General features: G+C 60.8%; 15 protein-coding genes and 1 pseudogene. 7 read left to right on the top strand and 9 right to left on the bottom strand.

Translation table 11 applies throughout. The features are described 5' to 3' along the window. Positions 1-18: 18 nt before the first annotated feature. From L904_RS13205 to L904_RS13190, 4 genes and pseudogenes are all read left to right on the top strand, one after another. Positions 19-1,959 carry a GGDEF domain-containing phosphodiesterase gene (locus L904_RS13205; protein WP_031234553.1) on the top strand — a complete coding sequence of 647 codons (1,941 nt, stop codon included), beginning with the start codon at positions 19-21 and terminating at the stop codon, positions 1,957-1,959. A 107-nt stretch (positions 1,960-2,066) separates the two neighbouring features. Next, positions 2,067-3,775, top strand: a pseudogene (locus L904_RS13200) (sensor histidine kinase). Beyond that, a complete protein-coding gene (locus L904_RS13195) occupies positions 3,772-4,380 on the top strand; it encodes a response regulator transcription factor (protein ID WP_020813404.1) in 609 nt (202 codons plus the stop codon). Before L904_RS13200 ends, L904_RS13195 begins: the two are co-directional and overlap by 4 nt. 88 nt (positions 4,381-4,468) lie before the next feature. Continuing rightward, positions 4,469-4,951, top strand: a complete 483-nt coding sequence (locus L904_RS13190) for a heme-binding protein (RefSeq protein WP_020813405.1) — start codon at positions 4,469-4,471, stop codon at positions 4,949-4,951. A gap of 134 nt (positions 4,952-5,085) precedes the next feature. Here L904_RS13190 and L904_RS13185 read toward each other — a convergent pair whose 3' ends face one another. Together L904_RS13185 and L904_RS13180 are read right to left on the bottom strand one after the other, a co-directional pair. After that, positions 5,086-6,969 (bottom strand): ABC-F family ATP-binding cassette domain-containing protein, encoded by a 1,884-nt coding sequence (locus tag L904_RS13185; RefSeq protein WP_031234554.1) that lies wholly within the window; start codon positions 6,967-6,969, stop codon positions 5,086-5,088. A 69-nt stretch (positions 6,970-7,038) separates the two neighbouring features. Then, on the bottom strand, positions 7,039-8,085 hold the full coding sequence (locus L904_RS13180; protein ID WP_020813407.1) for a GGDEF domain-containing protein: 1,047 nt from the start codon (positions 8,083-8,085) through the stop codon (positions 7,039-7,041). A 258-nt stretch (positions 8,086-8,343) separates the two neighbouring features. On the opposite strand from L904_RS13180, the gene L904_RS13175 reads away from it, so the two are divergent. Both L904_RS13175 and ndk read left to right on the top strand, forming a co-directional pair. Beyond that, positions 8,344-9,039, top strand: coding sequence for a glutathione S-transferase family protein (locus L904_RS13175; RefSeq protein WP_020813408.1), 696 nt, complete (start codon positions 8,344-8,346; stop codon positions 9,037-9,039). A gap of 103 nt (positions 9,040-9,142) precedes the next feature. Beyond that, positions 9,143-9,565, top strand: coding sequence for a nucleoside-diphosphate kinase (gene ndk / locus L904_RS13170; RefSeq protein WP_003496769.1), 423 nt, complete (start codon positions 9,143-9,145; stop codon positions 9,563-9,565). A gap of 318 nt (positions 9,566-9,883) precedes the next feature. On the opposite strand, the gene L904_RS13165 is transcribed toward ndk, so the two are convergent. Beyond that, positions 9,884-10,396 carry a hypothetical protein gene (locus tag L904_RS13165; RefSeq protein ID WP_020813409.1) on the bottom strand — a complete coding sequence of 171 codons (513 nt, stop codon included), beginning with the start codon at positions 10,394-10,396 and terminating at the stop codon, positions 9,884-9,886. After that, complete coding sequence (locus tag L904_RS13160; protein ID WP_020813410.1) at positions 10,393-10,953, bottom strand: CGNR zinc finger domain-containing protein; 561 nt, start codon at positions 10,951-10,953, stop codon at positions 10,393-10,395. Before L904_RS13160 ends, L904_RS13165 begins: the two co-directional genes overlap by 4 nt. A 52-nt stretch (positions 10,954-11,005) precedes the next feature. Here L904_RS13160 and L904_RS13155 point away from each other — a divergent pair, with 52 nt between their 5' ends. Further along, positions 11,006-11,902 carry a branched-chain amino acid ABC transporter permease gene (locus L904_RS13155; protein ID WP_020813411.1) on the top strand — a complete coding sequence of 299 codons (897 nt, stop codon included), beginning with the start codon at positions 11,006-11,008 and terminating at the stop codon, positions 11,900-11,902. Positions 11,903-12,013: 111 nt separating this feature from the next. Here L904_RS13155 and L904_RS13150 read toward each other — a convergent pair whose 3' ends face one another. The 5 genes from L904_RS13150 to L904_RS13130 form a co-directional block, all read right to left on the bottom strand. Further along, positions 12,014-12,469 (bottom strand): molybdenum cofactor biosynthesis protein MoaE, encoded by a 456-nt coding sequence (locus tag L904_RS13150; RefSeq protein WP_020813412.1) that lies wholly within the window; start codon positions 12,467-12,469, stop codon positions 12,014-12,016. Positions 12,470-12,473: 4 nt separating this feature from the next. Beyond that, a complete protein-coding gene (moaD, locus tag L904_RS13145) occupies positions 12,474-12,728 on the bottom strand; it encodes a molybdopterin converting factor subunit 1 (RefSeq protein WP_020813413.1) in 255 nt (84 codons plus the stop codon). Further along, a complete protein-coding gene (gene pgsA, locus L904_RS13140) occupies positions 12,728-13,315 on the bottom strand; it encodes a CDP-diacylglycerol--glycerol-3-phosphate 3-phosphatidyltransferase (protein WP_003520759.1) in 588 nt (195 codons plus the stop codon). Before pgsA ends, moaD begins: the two co-directional genes overlap by 1 nt. A 103-nt stretch (positions 13,316-13,418) precedes the next feature. Next, positions 13,419-15,464 (bottom strand): excinuclease ABC subunit UvrC, encoded by a 2,046-nt coding sequence (uvrC, locus tag L904_RS13135; RefSeq protein WP_035261669.1) that lies wholly within the window; start codon positions 15,462-15,464, stop codon positions 13,419-13,421. Further along, a complete protein-coding gene (locus tag L904_RS13130; RefSeq protein WP_035261666.1) occupies positions 15,461-16,249 on the bottom strand; it encodes an SDR family oxidoreductase in 789 nt (262 codons plus the stop codon). The genes uvrC and L904_RS13130 overlap by 4 nt, the downstream gene beginning before the upstream one ends. Positions 16,250-16,490 lie beyond the last annotated feature (241 nt).

Raw genomic sequence — 16,490 nt, 5'->3', positions numbered from 1 at the left:
AATAACCGGGGAATGCAGATGATGGAATTGATCGCCGCACAAGCGGCAGCATCGGCTGCCGAGCTTCCATTCCTGCTGCTTCAGGCGGCCGCCGTAGTTGGCATGGTGTCCGTGCTGATCCTCCTGCGGCGAAACATCGCTCTCGAGGACCCTCGCTACAAAGTCTATTATGGCATCGTCTTCGGAATGGCGGGCTTTCTGCTGACGCTGCTGGTGTCCGAGTTCATCAAGCTGCCCTCCAAGCCCTACATCCGCTCCGACCTGCTGTTCCTGGCCGGGGTGCTGGGGTCCTGGCAGGGGGGGCTGATCAGCCTGTCTCTTGTGGCGGCCGGGCGTTTCGTGTTCGGCGGTCCCGTGCTGTTCTTTGCGGCCCTGCAGGACATGGTCGTCATTTCGGCCTGCGGCATCATCATGTATGGCTGGATGCGCAAGCGCCGCCTCGCCGATCTGGGAATTCGGGATATTCTCACCGTCTTCGCGGTCAGGTTCATTGCCGTGCTGCTCGCCATCTCGATCTCATTCGCCCTTGGGCTGGTCGACCAGGCACTGTTTTTGAGTGCAGTGGGCCGCCGAACACTGGGCGCGGTCGCCGTCGGCCTGCCGATGATCTTCTGCCTGTTCATCCTTCTGCGCAGCGAGGCACGGGCGCGGGAAGAGACAAGGCAACGCGAGGTGGCGGCGCGGACGGATTCCTTGACCGGCCTGCCCAACCGGCGCGCCCTCAAGGACCATATAGAAACGACGATGCGGCAGGAGCCGGCCGTTCCGCACGCCCTTATTCTGATCGAGATCGTCAATATTGCCGATGTCGCCGCCTGCGAGGGCGAGGACTGGAGCGATCTTTTCTGGCCGAGGCTGGCGCGGGAAATCTGCGACCGGGAAGACGGCTTATTATGCAGATCCAATACGCCCTGCAGTTTCATGTTCGGCGATACGACACTTGCGGTCGTCATGCGGGGGATTTCGCTGGAGAAGTCTGAAAGTGCGAAACTCATGATGCATCTGCATGACGGGTTGAGCGCATTTTGCCGCTCGGCGGAGGCGGGGCCGGTGCCGCATCTCAAAATCGGTGCGGCGAATCTGGACAGGCTGTCCCGGCAGAACGTCGCTTCCTTCCTCAGGCACCTGAGCCTTGCGCTGAAGGGAAGCGATCATCCGGTGCAGATTTTCCCCTTCTCCTTTGCCGAGAAAGCGACGCGGGACGAGGCGGTGCGGCAGATGCTGGTCAACTGGATCAAATCCAGCACGCCGCCCATTTGCTACCAGCCGAAATACGAAATGCGCACTCGCCGGATGATCGGCGCCGAAGCGCTGCTGCGTGCGGTCGATGCGCGGGGGCAGGCGCTTTCGCCTTATTATGTGCTGGAGATCGCCGAACGCCATCGGCTGCTGGTGGAATTCGAATGGTCGACGATCGAAGCCGTCGTGCGCGATCTTCGCGACCTGCACGGCCTCGAGGCGGATTTTCATCTGGCGGTGAATATTTCCGCTTCGTCCTTTGCGAGCGCGCATTTCGCAGACCGGGTCGTGGCGCTGCTGCACGAAATGGCGGTGCCGGCGCATCGCCTCTCGATCGAAGTGACGGAGATGAGCAGGATACCGACCACCGATGTTGTGCAGCAGAATTTCGATACGCTGATTGCCGCAGGCGTCCGGCTGGCGCTCGATGATTTCGGCACCGGTTATGCCGCCCTCACTTTGCTGGCGCGGTTCCCGTTCGAAGAGGTCAAGATCGATCACTGGATGACATCGAGGCTCGACCAGTCGCGGTTCAGGGAGGCCATCGCGCTCGCCTTCGAGAGTGCGGAGCGTTACGGCGCAAAGCTGGTGACGGAAGGCATAGAAACCGAGGAACAGAGCCGGCTCCTCATGCAGATGGGCATTCGCTTCGGGCAGGGTTATCTTTATTCCCCCGCCGTACCGCTCGACCGGTTGCAGCCTCAAAGGGCGTGCGCCTAACGCGAGGGGACCCTTTGGGTCTTCCTGATCAGGGGTAAATTCGGCTGGGGCCGGATTGAATGTTTTCCCGGTCTGTGCTGAGAAAAGTCCTTTGATGAACGAATGTTATGACCCTCTTTACCGGTCATGCGGGCGAGCCGATGCTTGAAAACAACGATGCATGGAACGACATGCCCGGAAAGCCGGCCAAGCACCTGCCGAATGAGGCGGCCAGGGGCGCGGACAGCGCCGCCGGCCGCTCGTTTCGCGCAGCCGCCCATGCCGTATCAGGCGACCGACGCACGGCGGACAATCCTCGGCTGCTGACAGGATGGAATTTTCTCAGGTTGTTTCTGGCCTGGGCATTACTCATGGCGGCCGTCATTTGCGCTCTGGCGGCTTATCAATATGTCAGCCTGCTCGGCGAGTTGGGTCGGCAGAGCGATGCATTGCAGGCCGAGGCATCCCGCCGGGCCGATCAGCATGATGCCCATGTGACGGCGCTTTCGGCGGTGGCGCAGGCGGAGCAGGGGGCGGACTACGGCCTGCTGCTCGATGTCGCGGCACCCATTCTGCAATTTTACCCGCGCATCGATGAGGTTCAGCTGGTTTCCCTCAATGAGGCGGGGCCTGTTATCGGCACCCGGCCGCTGGAAAACGAGTTGGCAGCGGCGATCCGCAAGGCGGCGTCAGTCTTTACCGGCCGGCCCGCCCTGGTGGCGAGCGATCTCAGGCCCGGCCACTACATGATCGTCAAGCGCAGCCCCAATAGCGAGACGGCCTCGCAAGTGCTGGTGCTTGCCGTCGATGCCGCGCGGCTTCTGGCGTCCGATACTCCGTTCTGGTCGGCGAAACAGGCGGTGATCCGCCTCAAAATGCCTGACGGTACGCTCCTGTTCGGCCCGCCCTCGATGCCGGAAGCACCGCAATATGTCCGGCAGCTCAGCAGCGCCACCCAGCCCCTTACGCTGGAAATCGCGCTGTCCATCACCTGGCGCGATCTCTTGCCGGGCCGTGCCCTGTTGGCGGGCATGGCTGGGGCGAGCATCGTTTTCCTGCTCGGCACTGTCATGGCGAGACAGAGGACGCGCATGCCGCCGCCGAAAGACGGGCCGAACTGAGTGGCATGGAGGCGAGGCTCACCCATGCTTCGCGGGTCAATGCACTCGGAGAGATGGCAAGCGGCCTTGCCCATGAACTGACCCAGCCCTTGACGGCGATATTGGCGCAGGCGCAGGCCGGGCGGCGGCTGCTGGCCCGTCAGGATGTCGCGGCCCTTTCCGGTGCCCTCGACGATATGATCGATCAGGCGCGATGCGCCGCCAATATGCTCGACCGGTTTCGCAACTGGTCGCTGCCGCACCGTCAACCGGTGGCGGCGCATGATCTGCGCGCCGCTCTGCGCAACGTCGATGCGCTGCTTGCCGGCGAGGCGGCCCGTCATGAGGCCAGCATCGACATCGAGATGCCTGATGCTCCGCTATTGGTGCGGGTCGATCCCGTTGAAATAGAGCAGGTCATGTTCAATCTGCTGCGCAACGCGCTCGATGCGCTCACTGCCATCGAAGGTAGACGCGCGATTACCGCCAGATTGAGCCGGAGCGGTGATTTGGCCCTTCTCGAAGTTGCCGATAACGGCCCCGGCGTCGCACCGGGCCTGCGCGATCGGCTGTTTACGCCCTTCGCCACCACGAAAACGAATGGCATGGGGCTGGGACTTGCCCTCAGCCAGCGGCTGGTGGAGCGCGCCGGCGGCGAAATCCGCTATGTCGAGTGTGAGAATGGCGCGCTTTTCCGCGTTGTCCTGCCGATTGCAGCGGAGGCACAGACCGCATGACGCTGCCCGTCTATCTCGTCGATGACGATGACGCCGTGCGCAAGGCGCTGATCCTGCTCCTGTCCACCGTCGGCATCAAGGCGAAGGGCTTTGCCGATCCGGTGGTATTTCTCGGTCAGCTATCCGGGCTCGAACCGGGTTGCCTTATCTTCGATATCCGTATGCCAGCCATTACCGGATTGAAGCTGCAGGAAAAGCTGACGGAAGAAGGGGTCGACTGGCCTGTCATCATCATTTCCGGTCACGGCAATATCGAAGCCTGCCGCCGGGCCTTTCACAATGGCGCGGTGGATTTTCTCTCCAAGCCCGTGGATGAGCAGGATCTCATCGACGCGATCCAGAAGGCGCATCGGATATTGGCCCGCACGCTCGATGCAAAAGCGCTGCAGGCCGAGACCATGGCGCTTTTATCGCTGCTGACCGCGCGGGAGAGGGAGATACTCGAGCGCATCGCACTTGGTTTCACCACGCGCCAGATCGCTGACGGGCTTGGCCTGTCGCCGCGCACGGTGGATAGCCATCGTGCCGCCATCGGCCTCAAGCTCGGCACCACCTCGCAGGCGGAAATGACAAGGCTGTGGCTGGAAACCGGTGCGGATCGGTAGAACTACCGATCCGCCGGCAAGTCTTACGGATTCGCGGCGGAACGCCATCCGCTTAAGGTGCAGTCCTCATCAAGCAAGAGGACTCTCAATGATCCGCACCCTTCTCATCGCTTCCGCTCTGATCGCTCCTTCGGCTGCATTGGCGCAGACGCTGCCGACCGCGCCTTATCTGCCGCTCGAAATGGCGGAAAAGGCGGCCAAGGCTGCGCTTCAGGCCTGCTCTACCAAGGGCAACGCCGTCACCGTCGCCATCGTCGCCCGCGACGGCGCCACCAAGATGGTGCTGAAGGCGGACGGCTCCGGCCCGCACACGGTCTCCAGCGCAACCGGCAAGGCCTTTGCTGCCGCATCGCTCGGCCGCGATACCGGCGAAATCGCCGAATTCGTCGCCTCCAAGCCCGCCAATGAAGGGCTGCGCACCATGGATGACCGTCTGGTCGTTCAGGCTGGCGGTCTGCCCATCAAGATCGGCGAAGCGCTGGTCGGCGGCATCGGCGTCGGCGGCGCGCCGTCGGGCGCGATCGATACCGAATGCGCCCGTGAAGGCCTCAACGCCATCGGCGCCAAGTAAGATTGTCAATAGGGTCCGGCGGCTTCATGGGGGGTCGCCGTATGCCTTGGGTTGTCAATCTCCGTCATTCCGGCCTTGAGCCGGAATCCAGCCAGCCCAAGTCCTTGGGCTGAAAAGACCCTTCTCGCCGCGCATCACCCCGCCATTGCTTCCTCATACTCGCTGGAAAGCAGCAGCCATTGCTCCTCCGCGTCGGAAAGTTTGCTGGCGGCCTCACCGCGCTCTTTGACTTTCTGCGCGGCTTTGGCGGGGGCTTTTTCATATAGCGCCGGGTCGGCAAGTTCCGTGTCGAGCGACTGAATCAGTTTCTCAAGCTTCGCCGTCAGGGATTCGATTTCGTTGATCTTTTTCTTGAGCGGCGCAAGCTGGGCGCGCTTTTCCGCGCTTGCCTTGCGTTGATCGGCTTTGGAAGCCTGATCGGCCACAGCGTCGGTCTTGTCTTCCTTCTTCTTACCGGAGGAAACGACGAGATCGCGATATTCCTCCATGTCGCCTTCGAAGGTCTTGACCGTGCCGTCAGCCACCAGCCACAGCCGGTCCACTGTCGCCTCGATGAGATGGCGGTCGTGCGAGATGAGGATGACCGCGCCGCTGTAGTCGTTCAGCGCCTCGATCAGCGCCCTGCGGCTGTCGATGTCGAGATGGTTGGTCGGTTCGTCGAGGATGAGCAGGTTCGGCGCATGGAAGGCCGCAAGTCCCATCAGAAGCCGGGCCTTTTCGCCACCGGAAAGGTCCTTTGCCGCTGTCGCCATCTTTTCCGTCGCAAGACCCATCTGCGCCACGCGGGAGCGCACCTGCGCCTCCGGGGCCAGCGGCATCAGCTTGCGCACATGTTCGACCGGGGTTTCATCCGGCACGAGGTCATCGAGCTGATGCTGCGCGAAGAAACCGATCTTGAGGCCAGGGGCGACGCGAAGATCGCCCGCCTGTGGTGCAAGCCGGCCGGAAATGAATTTCGCGAAGGTGGATTTGCCGTTGCCGTTGGAGCCGAGCAGCGCAATGCGGTCGTCATTGTCGATCCTGAGATTGAGCTGCTTCAGGATCGATTTGCCCGGCTCGTAACCCACAGCCCCGCCATTGATGGCAACGATGGGGGAGGCGGGCTGCTTTTCCGGCTCCGGGAAGGTGATCGGCTGGACGTGATCCTCGATCACGGCGGCGACGGTGCCCATGCGCTCCAGCGCCTTGATGCGGCTCTGCGCCTGCCGCGCCTTGGTGGCCTTGGCGCGGAAACGGTCGATGAAGCTTTGCAGGTGTTTGCGCGCGGCGTCGTTCTTCGCCTTCGCCTTCATCTGCAGTTCGTCGGCCTCGGCCTTCTGCCGCTCGAACTGGTCGTAACCGCCGCGATAGAAGGTCAGCTTCTTCTGGTCCAGGTGCACGATGGAGTTGACGGCATTGTTGAGAAGATCTCGGTCGTGGCTGATGATGATGACGGTATGCGGATAACGCCGGATATAGTCTTCCAGCCAGAGCGTGCCTTCGAGGTCGAGATAGTTGGTCGGCTCGTCGAGCAGCAAAAGGTCGGGTTCGGCAAACAGCACGGAGGCAAGCGCCACGCGCATGCGCCAGCCGCCGGAGAAGGAGGAGGCCGGACGAAGCTGCGCTTCGTGATCGAAACCGAGGCCGGCAAGAATGCTGGAGGCGCGCGCTTCCGCCGAATGGGCGTCGATATCGACGAGCCGCATCTGGATTTCCGCGATACGGTGCGGATCGGTTGCGGTTTCCGCCTCGGCCAAAAGCGCGCTGCGCTCCTTGTCGGCCGAAAGCACGATGGAAATCAGCGATTCTTCGGTGCCTGGGGCTTCCTGCGCCACCTGGCCGATGCGCGCCTGTTTCGGGATCGTCACCGAACCGCTTTCCGCCGAGAAATCGCCGGTGATGACCCGGAACAGGGTGGATTTGCCGGCGCCGTTGCGGCCAACAAGGCCCGCCTTCACACCGGCGGGAAGCGTCACGCTGGCATGGTCGAGAAGCAGACGCCCGGCGATACGGGCGGAAAGATCGGTAATCGTAATCATGGCGCCGTTTTGGCCGAACTGTTTGGCCAAGGCAAGAGCGCCTGCGCCACATCGGGCGAGATTAAAGTGTCAATCGCCGAGCTGCGCCAGATAGCTGCTGCGGCTATGCTGCGCCACCTCCCGCGAATAACCGACGACGCAGTTGCGGGTGCCGCAGCGGGCCGAAAGCAGAGCGAGTTCGGCATGGCTGAAAAATTCGGCGGGCGTTGCGGTTCCATCCACCGCGGCGACGCCGATTGAAACGGTCAGATGTTCGCCGTCTCCTTCCTGCGTCACGAAACGCAGCGCCTCCACGCTTTGCCGCAACCGCTCGGCAATGGCCTCGGCCGTGTTCTGCGGCACGCCGGCAAACAGGAAGGCGAATTCATCGCCACCGATACGGGCGACGAAATCGTCCTTCTTGATGGTCTTGCGAAACAGGGCGGCAAGCCTTCTGAGCGCCTTGTTGCCGGCGGCGGAGCCGTATTTGCCGTTGATTTCCCGGAAATGGTCGATATCCAGCAGCGCGAGCGTGGTGGCGGAGGCGGCGCGGTCCTTTGAAAACAGGCCGCCCAGTTTTTCAAGAAAGGCAGCCCGGTTGGGAAGCGCGGTTAGCGCATCGCGCAGCGAGGCGGCCTGAAGCTCCCCCCGGTTTCTTTCAACCTCGCGGATTTTCACCAGCCCCATGGCGATGAAATGCCGAAGGCTCGTCTGTTCTTCGTGGATATCGCCCAGCAACTCCACGAAGCGCTCCGTTGCGGGCGGCTCGCCATCCTCATCCTGCTCAAGGCTGGCCAGGAAAGTCTCGGTGCGCTGAAGGCTTGCATCCAGCCGCGCGGAAATCTGCGTCAGTGTATCGAAGGCCTCGCTTGCCATCTGTTCGGCTTCGATGCGGGAAAAGCCGGGCAGATTGTGCCGCTGGCCGATGAGGTCGATTTCATGCTGCTGCGGGGCATTGCCGAGCGCGAGAATGTCACGGCCCATGGCCGGATTGTGTCCGGACAATATTTCATAGATCAATTCATAATTGCGCGGCAAAGGTGCAATGTTCATCTTGGCGATGAACTGCGTGATCTTGGTAACGACAAGAGCGCTTCTTGCCTGTTCGCGTTTTTTATCGCCCGCCGATGTCGTCACTGACAGCCCCAATAGCAATGGATTATTATGAATGGACCGGCGATAACCGATTGTTGAACGGCGTTATTCTTACAAGCGACGGTTTAAAATAGAATAAATCCACGAAGAATTTTGCCGTCACGAAGCATAAGTTCCGTGTTGCGGAAGGCGGGTGTGCCCCAAGCGTTCCTTGATCGATAATATGACAAATCCTGATTTGATTTCGGGCGGCGACCGTTTTTATATCGCTCCATCGATGTTGCAGAAGAGGGGCAGCCCATGACGACTTCCAGAACGCTCTATTCGCTATGCGGAAGCGATACTTCCCGGCCATTTTCTCCCCATTGCTGGAAAACCGTGCTTTCGCTGGCGCATAAGGGGCTGGATTTCGAGGAGCGGCCTTTACCCTTCACGGTGATCCCGACGGTGGAGGATGGGTTTTCGAAGACCGTGCCGATCCTGCGCGACGGTGACGAGCTGGTGAGCGACAGTTTCGAAATCGCGCTTTATCTGGACGAGGCTTACCCGGAGCGCCCGTCGCTGTTCAATGGCGAGGGCGGCAAGGCTATGGCCCGTTTCGTCGAAAGCTGGTCGCAGACGGTGCTTCACCCGGCCATCGTCCGCATTGCCGTGCTCGATATCCACAATATGCTGGACGAGCCGGACCGCCGTTATTTCCGCGACAGCCGCACGAAAGCGCTAGGTCGTCCGCTCGAGGATGTGGTGGCGAACCGCGAGGCGGAAATCGCAGCCTTTCCGGCATTGCTTGCGCCGATCCGGCGTATGTTGAGCTTCCAGCCTTTCATCGGCGGCACATCGCCGCTTTTTGCGGATTACATCGTGTTCGGCGCGCTGCAATGGGCGCGGATTACCACCGGGGCGGATTTGTTCGCCGATAACGACCCCGTGCGGGACTGGTTCGAAGGCTGCCTCGATCTCTACGATGCGAGAGGCCGCAGTGTGACAGCGGCGTGAAATGTCTGGCATGATCGCCGCAATCTCGTCGATCCCCCTTGTTTTCGGGCCTTTGGGCGGGTAAAGACCGCCCACTTTCTCTGAAGGAAAAGGAAACGGACATATGGCGATTGAACGCACATTTTCGATGATCAAGCCGGACGCAACCAAGCGTAACCTGACGGGCGCGATCACCAAGGTATTTGAAGACAACGGCCTGCGCGTCGTCGCCTCCAAGCGCGTCTGGATGAGCAAGCGCGAAGCCGAAGGCTTCTACGCCGTTCACAAAGAGCGTCCCTTCTTTGGCGAACTCGTTGAAGGCATGACCTCTGGCCCGACCATCGTTCAGGTTCTGGAAGGCGAAAATGCCATCCTCAAGAACCGCGAAATCATGGGCGCCACCAACCCGGCCCAGGCCGCTGAAGGCACCATCCGCAAGACCTTCGCGCTCTCCATCGGCGAAAACTCCGTTCACGGTTCCGACGCTCCGGAAACCGCCGCACAGGAAATCGCCTACTGGTTCGCCGAAACCGAAATCGTCGGCTGATTCAAAATCTCAACGGCTTGAATCGCTGTTGCAGGCGATTACACGAAGCTGCTGAAAAGACTCGAAGAAACGGAGCCGAAAGGCTCCGTTTTTTTGTTTTGGAGCGCTGCCTGCAAGACGGTGCGTTTCTGCGGAGACCTCGCTTCATACTCCGTCACCCCGGACTGGATCCGGGGTCCAGCGCGATCAAGTCCTTGATCGCAAAGACTCTTACGCCACGCAGACGCGCGGCGGCTGGATGCCGGGTCAAGCCCGGCATGACGGAAGAGAGGTTTGCCACCCCCTACAGAGAACTGAGCCTAAGGCTGCAATTTTTTGTTAGGACGCCGGACACCCCTGAGCCGGCCGCATATCCGTCGTGCCATCCGGTTTGAACACCTCCGGATTGGGCGTATAAAGCGGGCCGACCACCAGCGGCTTGGCGGGAAGAAGCGACTGGTCGGTGTCGGAGCGGATCGTGGTTTCGATGGTCTGGAGAATGTCGCCTTCCGGCCCCTTGATGCGGATGGTGACCTTATAGGGCCGGTCCTGCTTCACGCATTCCACCGGTGGGCTCTGAACCGTGATCTTTTCGTCTTTCGGGAAAATCTTCTCGCGGCTGGTGAGGTCTGGACCGCCGCGCGGGTTTTCGAACGTCGCTTCCACCGTGCTGCCATCGCGAACGGGGGCGATGCGCTGAAGCGTTACCAGATAGGTGGCGATGGCGACGCGATAGTTGAAAACGAACATCCGGCCGGAAACCTTCGCCACTTCGCGCGGTTCGTCCCGCTGGCAGCCTGAAAGAGCGAGCATCCCCGCAATCGCCAGCAAGGGAAGGGCAATTCTTCTCATGATCGCACGTCCTTCTTCCGGTGATAGTGCCGGCTGGCTTTCTGCCGGTTGCCGCAAACCGCCATATCGCACCAGATCCGGCTTCTGTTCTTGCTGCGGTCGATGAAAAGCCAGCCGCAATTGCCGCAGATCCGCAGCCGCTCCTTTGTCTCACCGGCAAGCAGCGAGAGGGCGGAATGGGCGGTGGCGTTGCCGAGGCTTTCGGCAAGCGGAAACGTCCGCAGCGCCGTGCCGCAGGCGAAGAGAAGCCTGGCCAGCCTGTCGTCGTCATCGTCGCCGCCGGCAATGGCGGCGCGGAAATAATCGTCGACAGCCTCGCGAAGATCGAGAAAAACCGCCTGCTTTTCCGCCTTGGGCGCGATGAGCGCGGGAAACCTGTCACGTTCCGCACCGAGCCTTGTGGCCGCTTCGGCAAAGGCCGCGATCTGCGCCGGCGCGGCAAAACGGTCGACTGATTTTGCCGCATCCGAGCGCAGGATCACGCTATTGGCGACATCCAGCGCCAATGCGCCGCCTGCGAAACGATGTTCTGTCCAGCGAAAGGTCATGCCGCACATTATAACTGTCAAAATAGGTTTTAACAGTTATAATCACGGCGGGAGGACGCGCTTGGCCTATTTCCTGCAACAATTGCTGAATGCCGTGCCGGTCGCCTCACTCTATGCGGTTCTGGCCTTTGGTTATGCCATCGCCTTTTCGGTCACCAAACGCGCCGATGTCACCTATGGCGCCATATTCGCCTTTGCCGGCCAGACCTGCCTGTTATTTGCCGATTTCGGCTGGAACCGGCTGTGGCTGGTTCTGCCGGCAACATTGGCGTTCGGGGCAGGGGCGGGCCTGTTCGGTGGGCTGTGGGCGGCGGGTTTTGTCGGCAGGGCGGTGATGCGGCCGCTGGCGAAAGCCTCTCCCAATGCCGTGACCGTCGCCTCCGTCGGCGTGCTGATCGCGCTGACCGAAAGCGCGAGGCTGGCCGCCGACACAAGGCAATTATGGCTGCCGCCGCTTTTATCTCAGCCGGTGCGCTTCTGGGCCGATGGCGGCTTTGCCGTGACCCTGACGCCGATGCAGATGCTGAACACGGCGGCCTTCTGCCTGCTCATTCTCGCAGGGTCGTTTTATCTTGGCCGTTCCGCTTTCGGCAGGCGCTGGAAGGCGGTCTCGGACGATGCTCTCGCCGCCGCTTTATGCGGGGTGAATGCGGGCCGGATATTTCTCGTCTCCTATTGTGCGGCGGGCCTCGTCGCCGCCATCGCCGGCGTGCTGGCCACATTCTATTACGGCACCATGGATTTCGGGGCCGGTCTGGTCTTTGGGCTGAAGGTGGTGCTGATTTCGGCGGCGGGCGGTTATGCCAGTCCGCTCATCTGCGGCCTTGGGGCCGCCGCCGTCGGCTTTGCGGAAACTTTCTGGGTCGGTTACGGACCGGCCGCCTGGCGCGATGCGGTGGTTCTGGCGATGCTGGTCGGCTGGCTGATTGTCATGCGAAGCAGAGTGGAAGCGCCCTGAGTCTGGCCCCTAGAGCGCTTTCGCGTTTCTTCGAATCGCGAAAGCGCTCTAACTCTTTGTTTCGTCGCATTTCCGGACGGAAAACCGGGCTCCACTTTTCCTGGAAATGCTCTATCGCCACTTGTCCTTCGCCGTGTCATCGGTCGTCTTCGCCGCAACCCAGTCGCCCGCCGAGCCATCCTTGCCATGTTCCTTTTTCCAGAACGGCGCGGATGTTTTCAGGTAGTCCATCACGAAATTGGCGCCATCGAAGGCGGCCTGTCGATGCGATGAAGCTACGATGACGAGGACGATATTTTCGCCGGTGGCGATCTTGCCGTGGCGGTGGATGGCGGTGAGGCCGAGAAGGCCGAAACGCTCCATGGCAAGTTTGGCGATGCGGGTTATTTCCGCCTCCGCCATGCCGGGATAGTGTTCAAGCTCCAGTGCCGCAAGCGTGCCGCCATCATCCCGGCAGAGCCCGGTGAAGGCTACGACCGCGCCGATGCTCCTGTCACCTTCCGTCAGCCGACGGGTTTCTTCCGCAGCGTCGAAATCCTCTGCCTGCACGCGGACCGTCGGCTGCATCCGCTCATCCCCCCGTCATCGGCGGGAAGATGCCGATCTCGCGCGCGCCGACGATGCTTTCATCATGCTCGACATGTTCCTGATTGACGGCGACGCGGATCACATTGGGGAATTCGAAGGCAGCTTCGTAATTCTCGCCGCGCGTCGCAAGCCAGACGATCAGCTCGCCGGCGGTGGTGACGAAGGAGGGGATGTCCAGCTCTTCTTCGTCCGTGCCGATCTTCTCGCGAACCCAGGCGAAATAAACGATCCGTGTCATCAGTCTTCGTCCACGATGTGCTTCAGGCCAGCCTTGAAGTAATCATAGCCGGTATACATGGTCAGCGCCGCCGCGATCCACAGCAGGGTAATGCCCATTTCGGTCGTGTAGGGCAGAACCTTGTCGCCCGCAGGACCCGCGAGCAGGAAGGCGATGGCGACCATCTGGATTGTGGTCTTCCATTTGGCGATGCGGGTGACGGGAACGCTGACCTTCAGCGCTGCCAGATATTCGCGCAGGCCCGAGACCAGAATTTCGCGGCAGAGAATGGTGATGGCCGCCCAGAGCGACCAGCCGGCAATGGTGCCATCCGCCGCCATCAGAAGCAGGACGGAGGCGACCAGAAGCTTGTCGGCGATTGGGTCCAGCATGCGGCCGATATTCGACGTCTGGTTCCAGATACGCGCGAGATAACCATCGAGGAAATCGGTCAGCGAGGCGATGATGAACAGCCACAATGCCGTCCAGCGCGCGAAATCCGAGCTTTCCAGTTTCCCTTCGATGTAAAAGCACAAAACGATGACAGGAACCGCGAGGATGCGGCCATAGGTGAGTAGGTTGGGAATGCTGTATGCGCGCGAAGCCATGGGAAACCTGTCAGTCTAAGATTAGCTGCCTTGATGCCGCCGCCAGGGCATAGCGTCAACATGTGATTATGTTTTTTTAGCAGTTCGCCACGACGGCGCGGCATCAATCGCTGCCGCTCTCGTGGAAGTGATTGTAGATTTGCCGCGCAACCGTCTCCGAAATGCCGCTGACAGCCATCAGATCGTTGAGGCCGGCGCGGGAAACCGCCTTGGCCGTGCCGAAATGCTGCAGCAGGGAGCGCTTGCGGCCCGGACCGATTCCCGAGATTTCGTCGAGCGGATTGCGCACCATTTCCTTCTTGCGCCGCGCCCGGTGCGAGCCGATGGCGAAGCGGTGCGCTTCGTCGCGCATACGCTGAATGAAATAGAGCACGGGATCGCGCGGCGGCAGCGAAAAATCGCTGCGCCCATCCGCAAAGAAGCGTTCGCGGCCCGCCTCGCGGTCCACACCCTTGGCGACGCCGATGGCGGTCACACAGTCGCGAATGCCGAGTTCGTCGAGAATGGCCCGTACCGCCGTCATCTGGCCCTGACCGCCATCAATCAGGATCACATCGGGCCAGGTCGGGAAGGGCATGTCGGCGGCTTCCTCCGGCGTCTGCGTCTGCCCACGGTCGGGCTTGCCCTCTTCCTTCAACAGACGCGAGAAGCGACGGGTCATCACCTCGCGCATCATGCCGAAGTCATCGCCGGGGGTGATGTCGGTCGATTTGATGTTGAACTTGCGGTACTGGTTCTTCACGAAACCTTCCGGCCCCGCCACCACCATGCCGCCGACGGCATTGGTGCCCATGATATGGGAGTTATCGTAAATCTCGATCCGGCGCGGCACATAGGAAAGACCGAAGGTTTCCGCAAAACCTTTCAGCAGCCGCGCCTGAGACGAGGTTTCCGCCAGCTTGCGGCCATGCGCCTCGCGGGCATTGGCAAGCACATGGTCGGTGATGTCCTTCTTCTCGCCGCGCTGCGGCACGCTGATTGTCACCTTGTGCCCGGCCTTTTCGCCGAGTGCTGCGGCCAGCAGTTCCTGCTCCTCCACCGTTTCGGAAAGCAGGATTTGCTTCGGCACCGGCTTGTCGTCGTAAAATTGCGCCAGGAATGCATTGAGGATTTCCGAGCCGGGCAGGGAAGGGTCGGCCTTGGGGAAATAGGCGCGGTTGCCCCAGTTCTGGCCGGTGCGGAAAAAGAACACCTGAATGCAGGAGATGCCGCCCTCGTGATGAATGGCGAAGACATCCGCTTCCTCGATGCCGGCTGGATTGATGCCCTGATGGCTCTGGACATGCGAAAGTGCGGCCAGCCGGTCGCGATAGACGGCGGCGCGCTCGAAATCGAGGTCCTCGGCTGCCTCGTTCATCTGCCGCGCAATCGCGGTCTTGACGCTCTGGCTCTTGCCGGACAGGAAATCCTTGGCTTCCTTGACGAGTTCTTCATACCCCTGATCGCTGATCTCATGCGTGCAGGGGCCGGAACAGCGCTTGATCTGGTAAAGAAGACAGGGACGCGTGCGGGTTTCGAACACGCTGTCGGTGCAGGTGCGGATCAAAAAGGCGCGTTGCAGCGAATTGATCGTGCGCCCGACCGCGCCGGCCGACGCAAAGGGGCCGAAATAATCGCCCTTGCGCGCCCGCGCTCCACGGTGCTTGAAAATCGCCGGCGCGCGGTTGTCTGCGGTAATGAGAATATAGGGAAAAGACTTGTCGTCGCGCAAAAGCACATTAAAGCGCGGCCGCAAGCGCTTGATGAGATTCGCTTCCAGCAGAAGCGCCTCTGTTTCCGTACGGGTGGTGACGAATTCCATATGGGCGGTCAGCCGCACCATCTGGGCAATGCGGTTGGAATGCACGCGGCCCTGCGCGTAATTGCCGACACGCTTCTTCAGCGAGCGCGCCTTGCCGACATAAAGAACGTCGTTCGCCTCGTTGAACATGCGATAGACGCCCGGCGCATTCGGCAGGTGTTTGACGAATTCGCCGATCAGATCCATGCCCTTCAGGCCGGATTCGTTCTTCCAGCCCGCATTCCAGTCCATGCCGGCAACGTCGCTCGATGCCTCGGCCGCATCGGTCGCGGCAAGGTTTGCATCGTCGTCTTCGTCGTCGGTTTCATCGAAGAGAATACCGCCATCAGGCAGCTTCTTTCCGTTCATTCATTTATCTCCGCCACGTCAGGGGTTTCCCAGCCAAGATGCTGGCCGCCGTCGAGCGCGATCATTTGTCCGGTGACCGACGGCGTGTCGAAAAGAAAGCGAATCGTCCGCCCGAACTCGTCCGGTGCGGGACCACGCTTTAATATAAGGCCGTCGATCTGCGCCTGAAAGTCCTCGGGCGCCTGTCTTTCGCTTTTGAAGGTGGGACCCGGCCCGATGGCGTTGACCCGCACACGCGGCGCAAAGCTCTGCGCCATCGTCCGCGTGGCCGTCCAGAGCGCCGATTTCGAAAGCGTATAGGAATAAAACCGTGGCGTGAGCGCAAGCACGCGCTGGTCGATGATATTGACGATCAGCCCGGATTTATCGGCGGGCAGTTGCTCGACAAAGGCGGCGGCGATGAGGGAGGGCGCCCGCACATGCACGGCGAAATGTGTGTCGAAGATCGCCGGATCGGGCTTGTCCGCCGAGTCGTCGAGAAAAACCGACGCATTGTTGATAACGACGCCGATAGGCCCCAGCACTGACGCAGCCTGTTCGATGAGCCCCGAAGCAGGGCCGGATTGTGTCAGATCCGCCTGAACGGCAACGGCCTTGCCACCTTTCTGCCTTATTTCGTTAGCGAATTCCTCGGCGCTGGCCATGGATGCATTGGCATGGACGGCGATGGCGAAGCCATGGGCGGCCAGATCGGTGGCGATTGCCCGTCCGAGCCGCCGGGCGGCTCCCGTTATCAAGACTGTCTTTTGTATATTTTCTTTCACGGCTGACCTGCATTTGCTCATATCCGTCCTATTTGCTGGATATAAATGCAAATCGCAAGCTGTCCATCGGCCCCAAAAGAATTGGGCGATTTTTTATTCACAATGCAATTTCGGTTTAATTTGAATATAACTAAGTTTAAAGGCGATCTATTGCTGGTTAGGCTTCTGTTAGGGTTAATAAACCCCTTGTGGCAATTAGGCAACGTCTAATTCTAGTCACGTCGCTGCCCCAAACAATTCACATTTTGGCTCTTTGATCTCC

Origin of the sequence: Agrobacterium sp. LY4 (assembly GCF_001526585.1) — a bacterium.
Taxonomy (GTDB): domain Bacteria; phylum Pseudomonadota; class Alphaproteobacteria; order Rhizobiales; family Rhizobiaceae; genus Agrobacterium; species Agrobacterium leguminum.
This window is presented reverse-complemented; position numbering and strand designations above follow the sequence as displayed.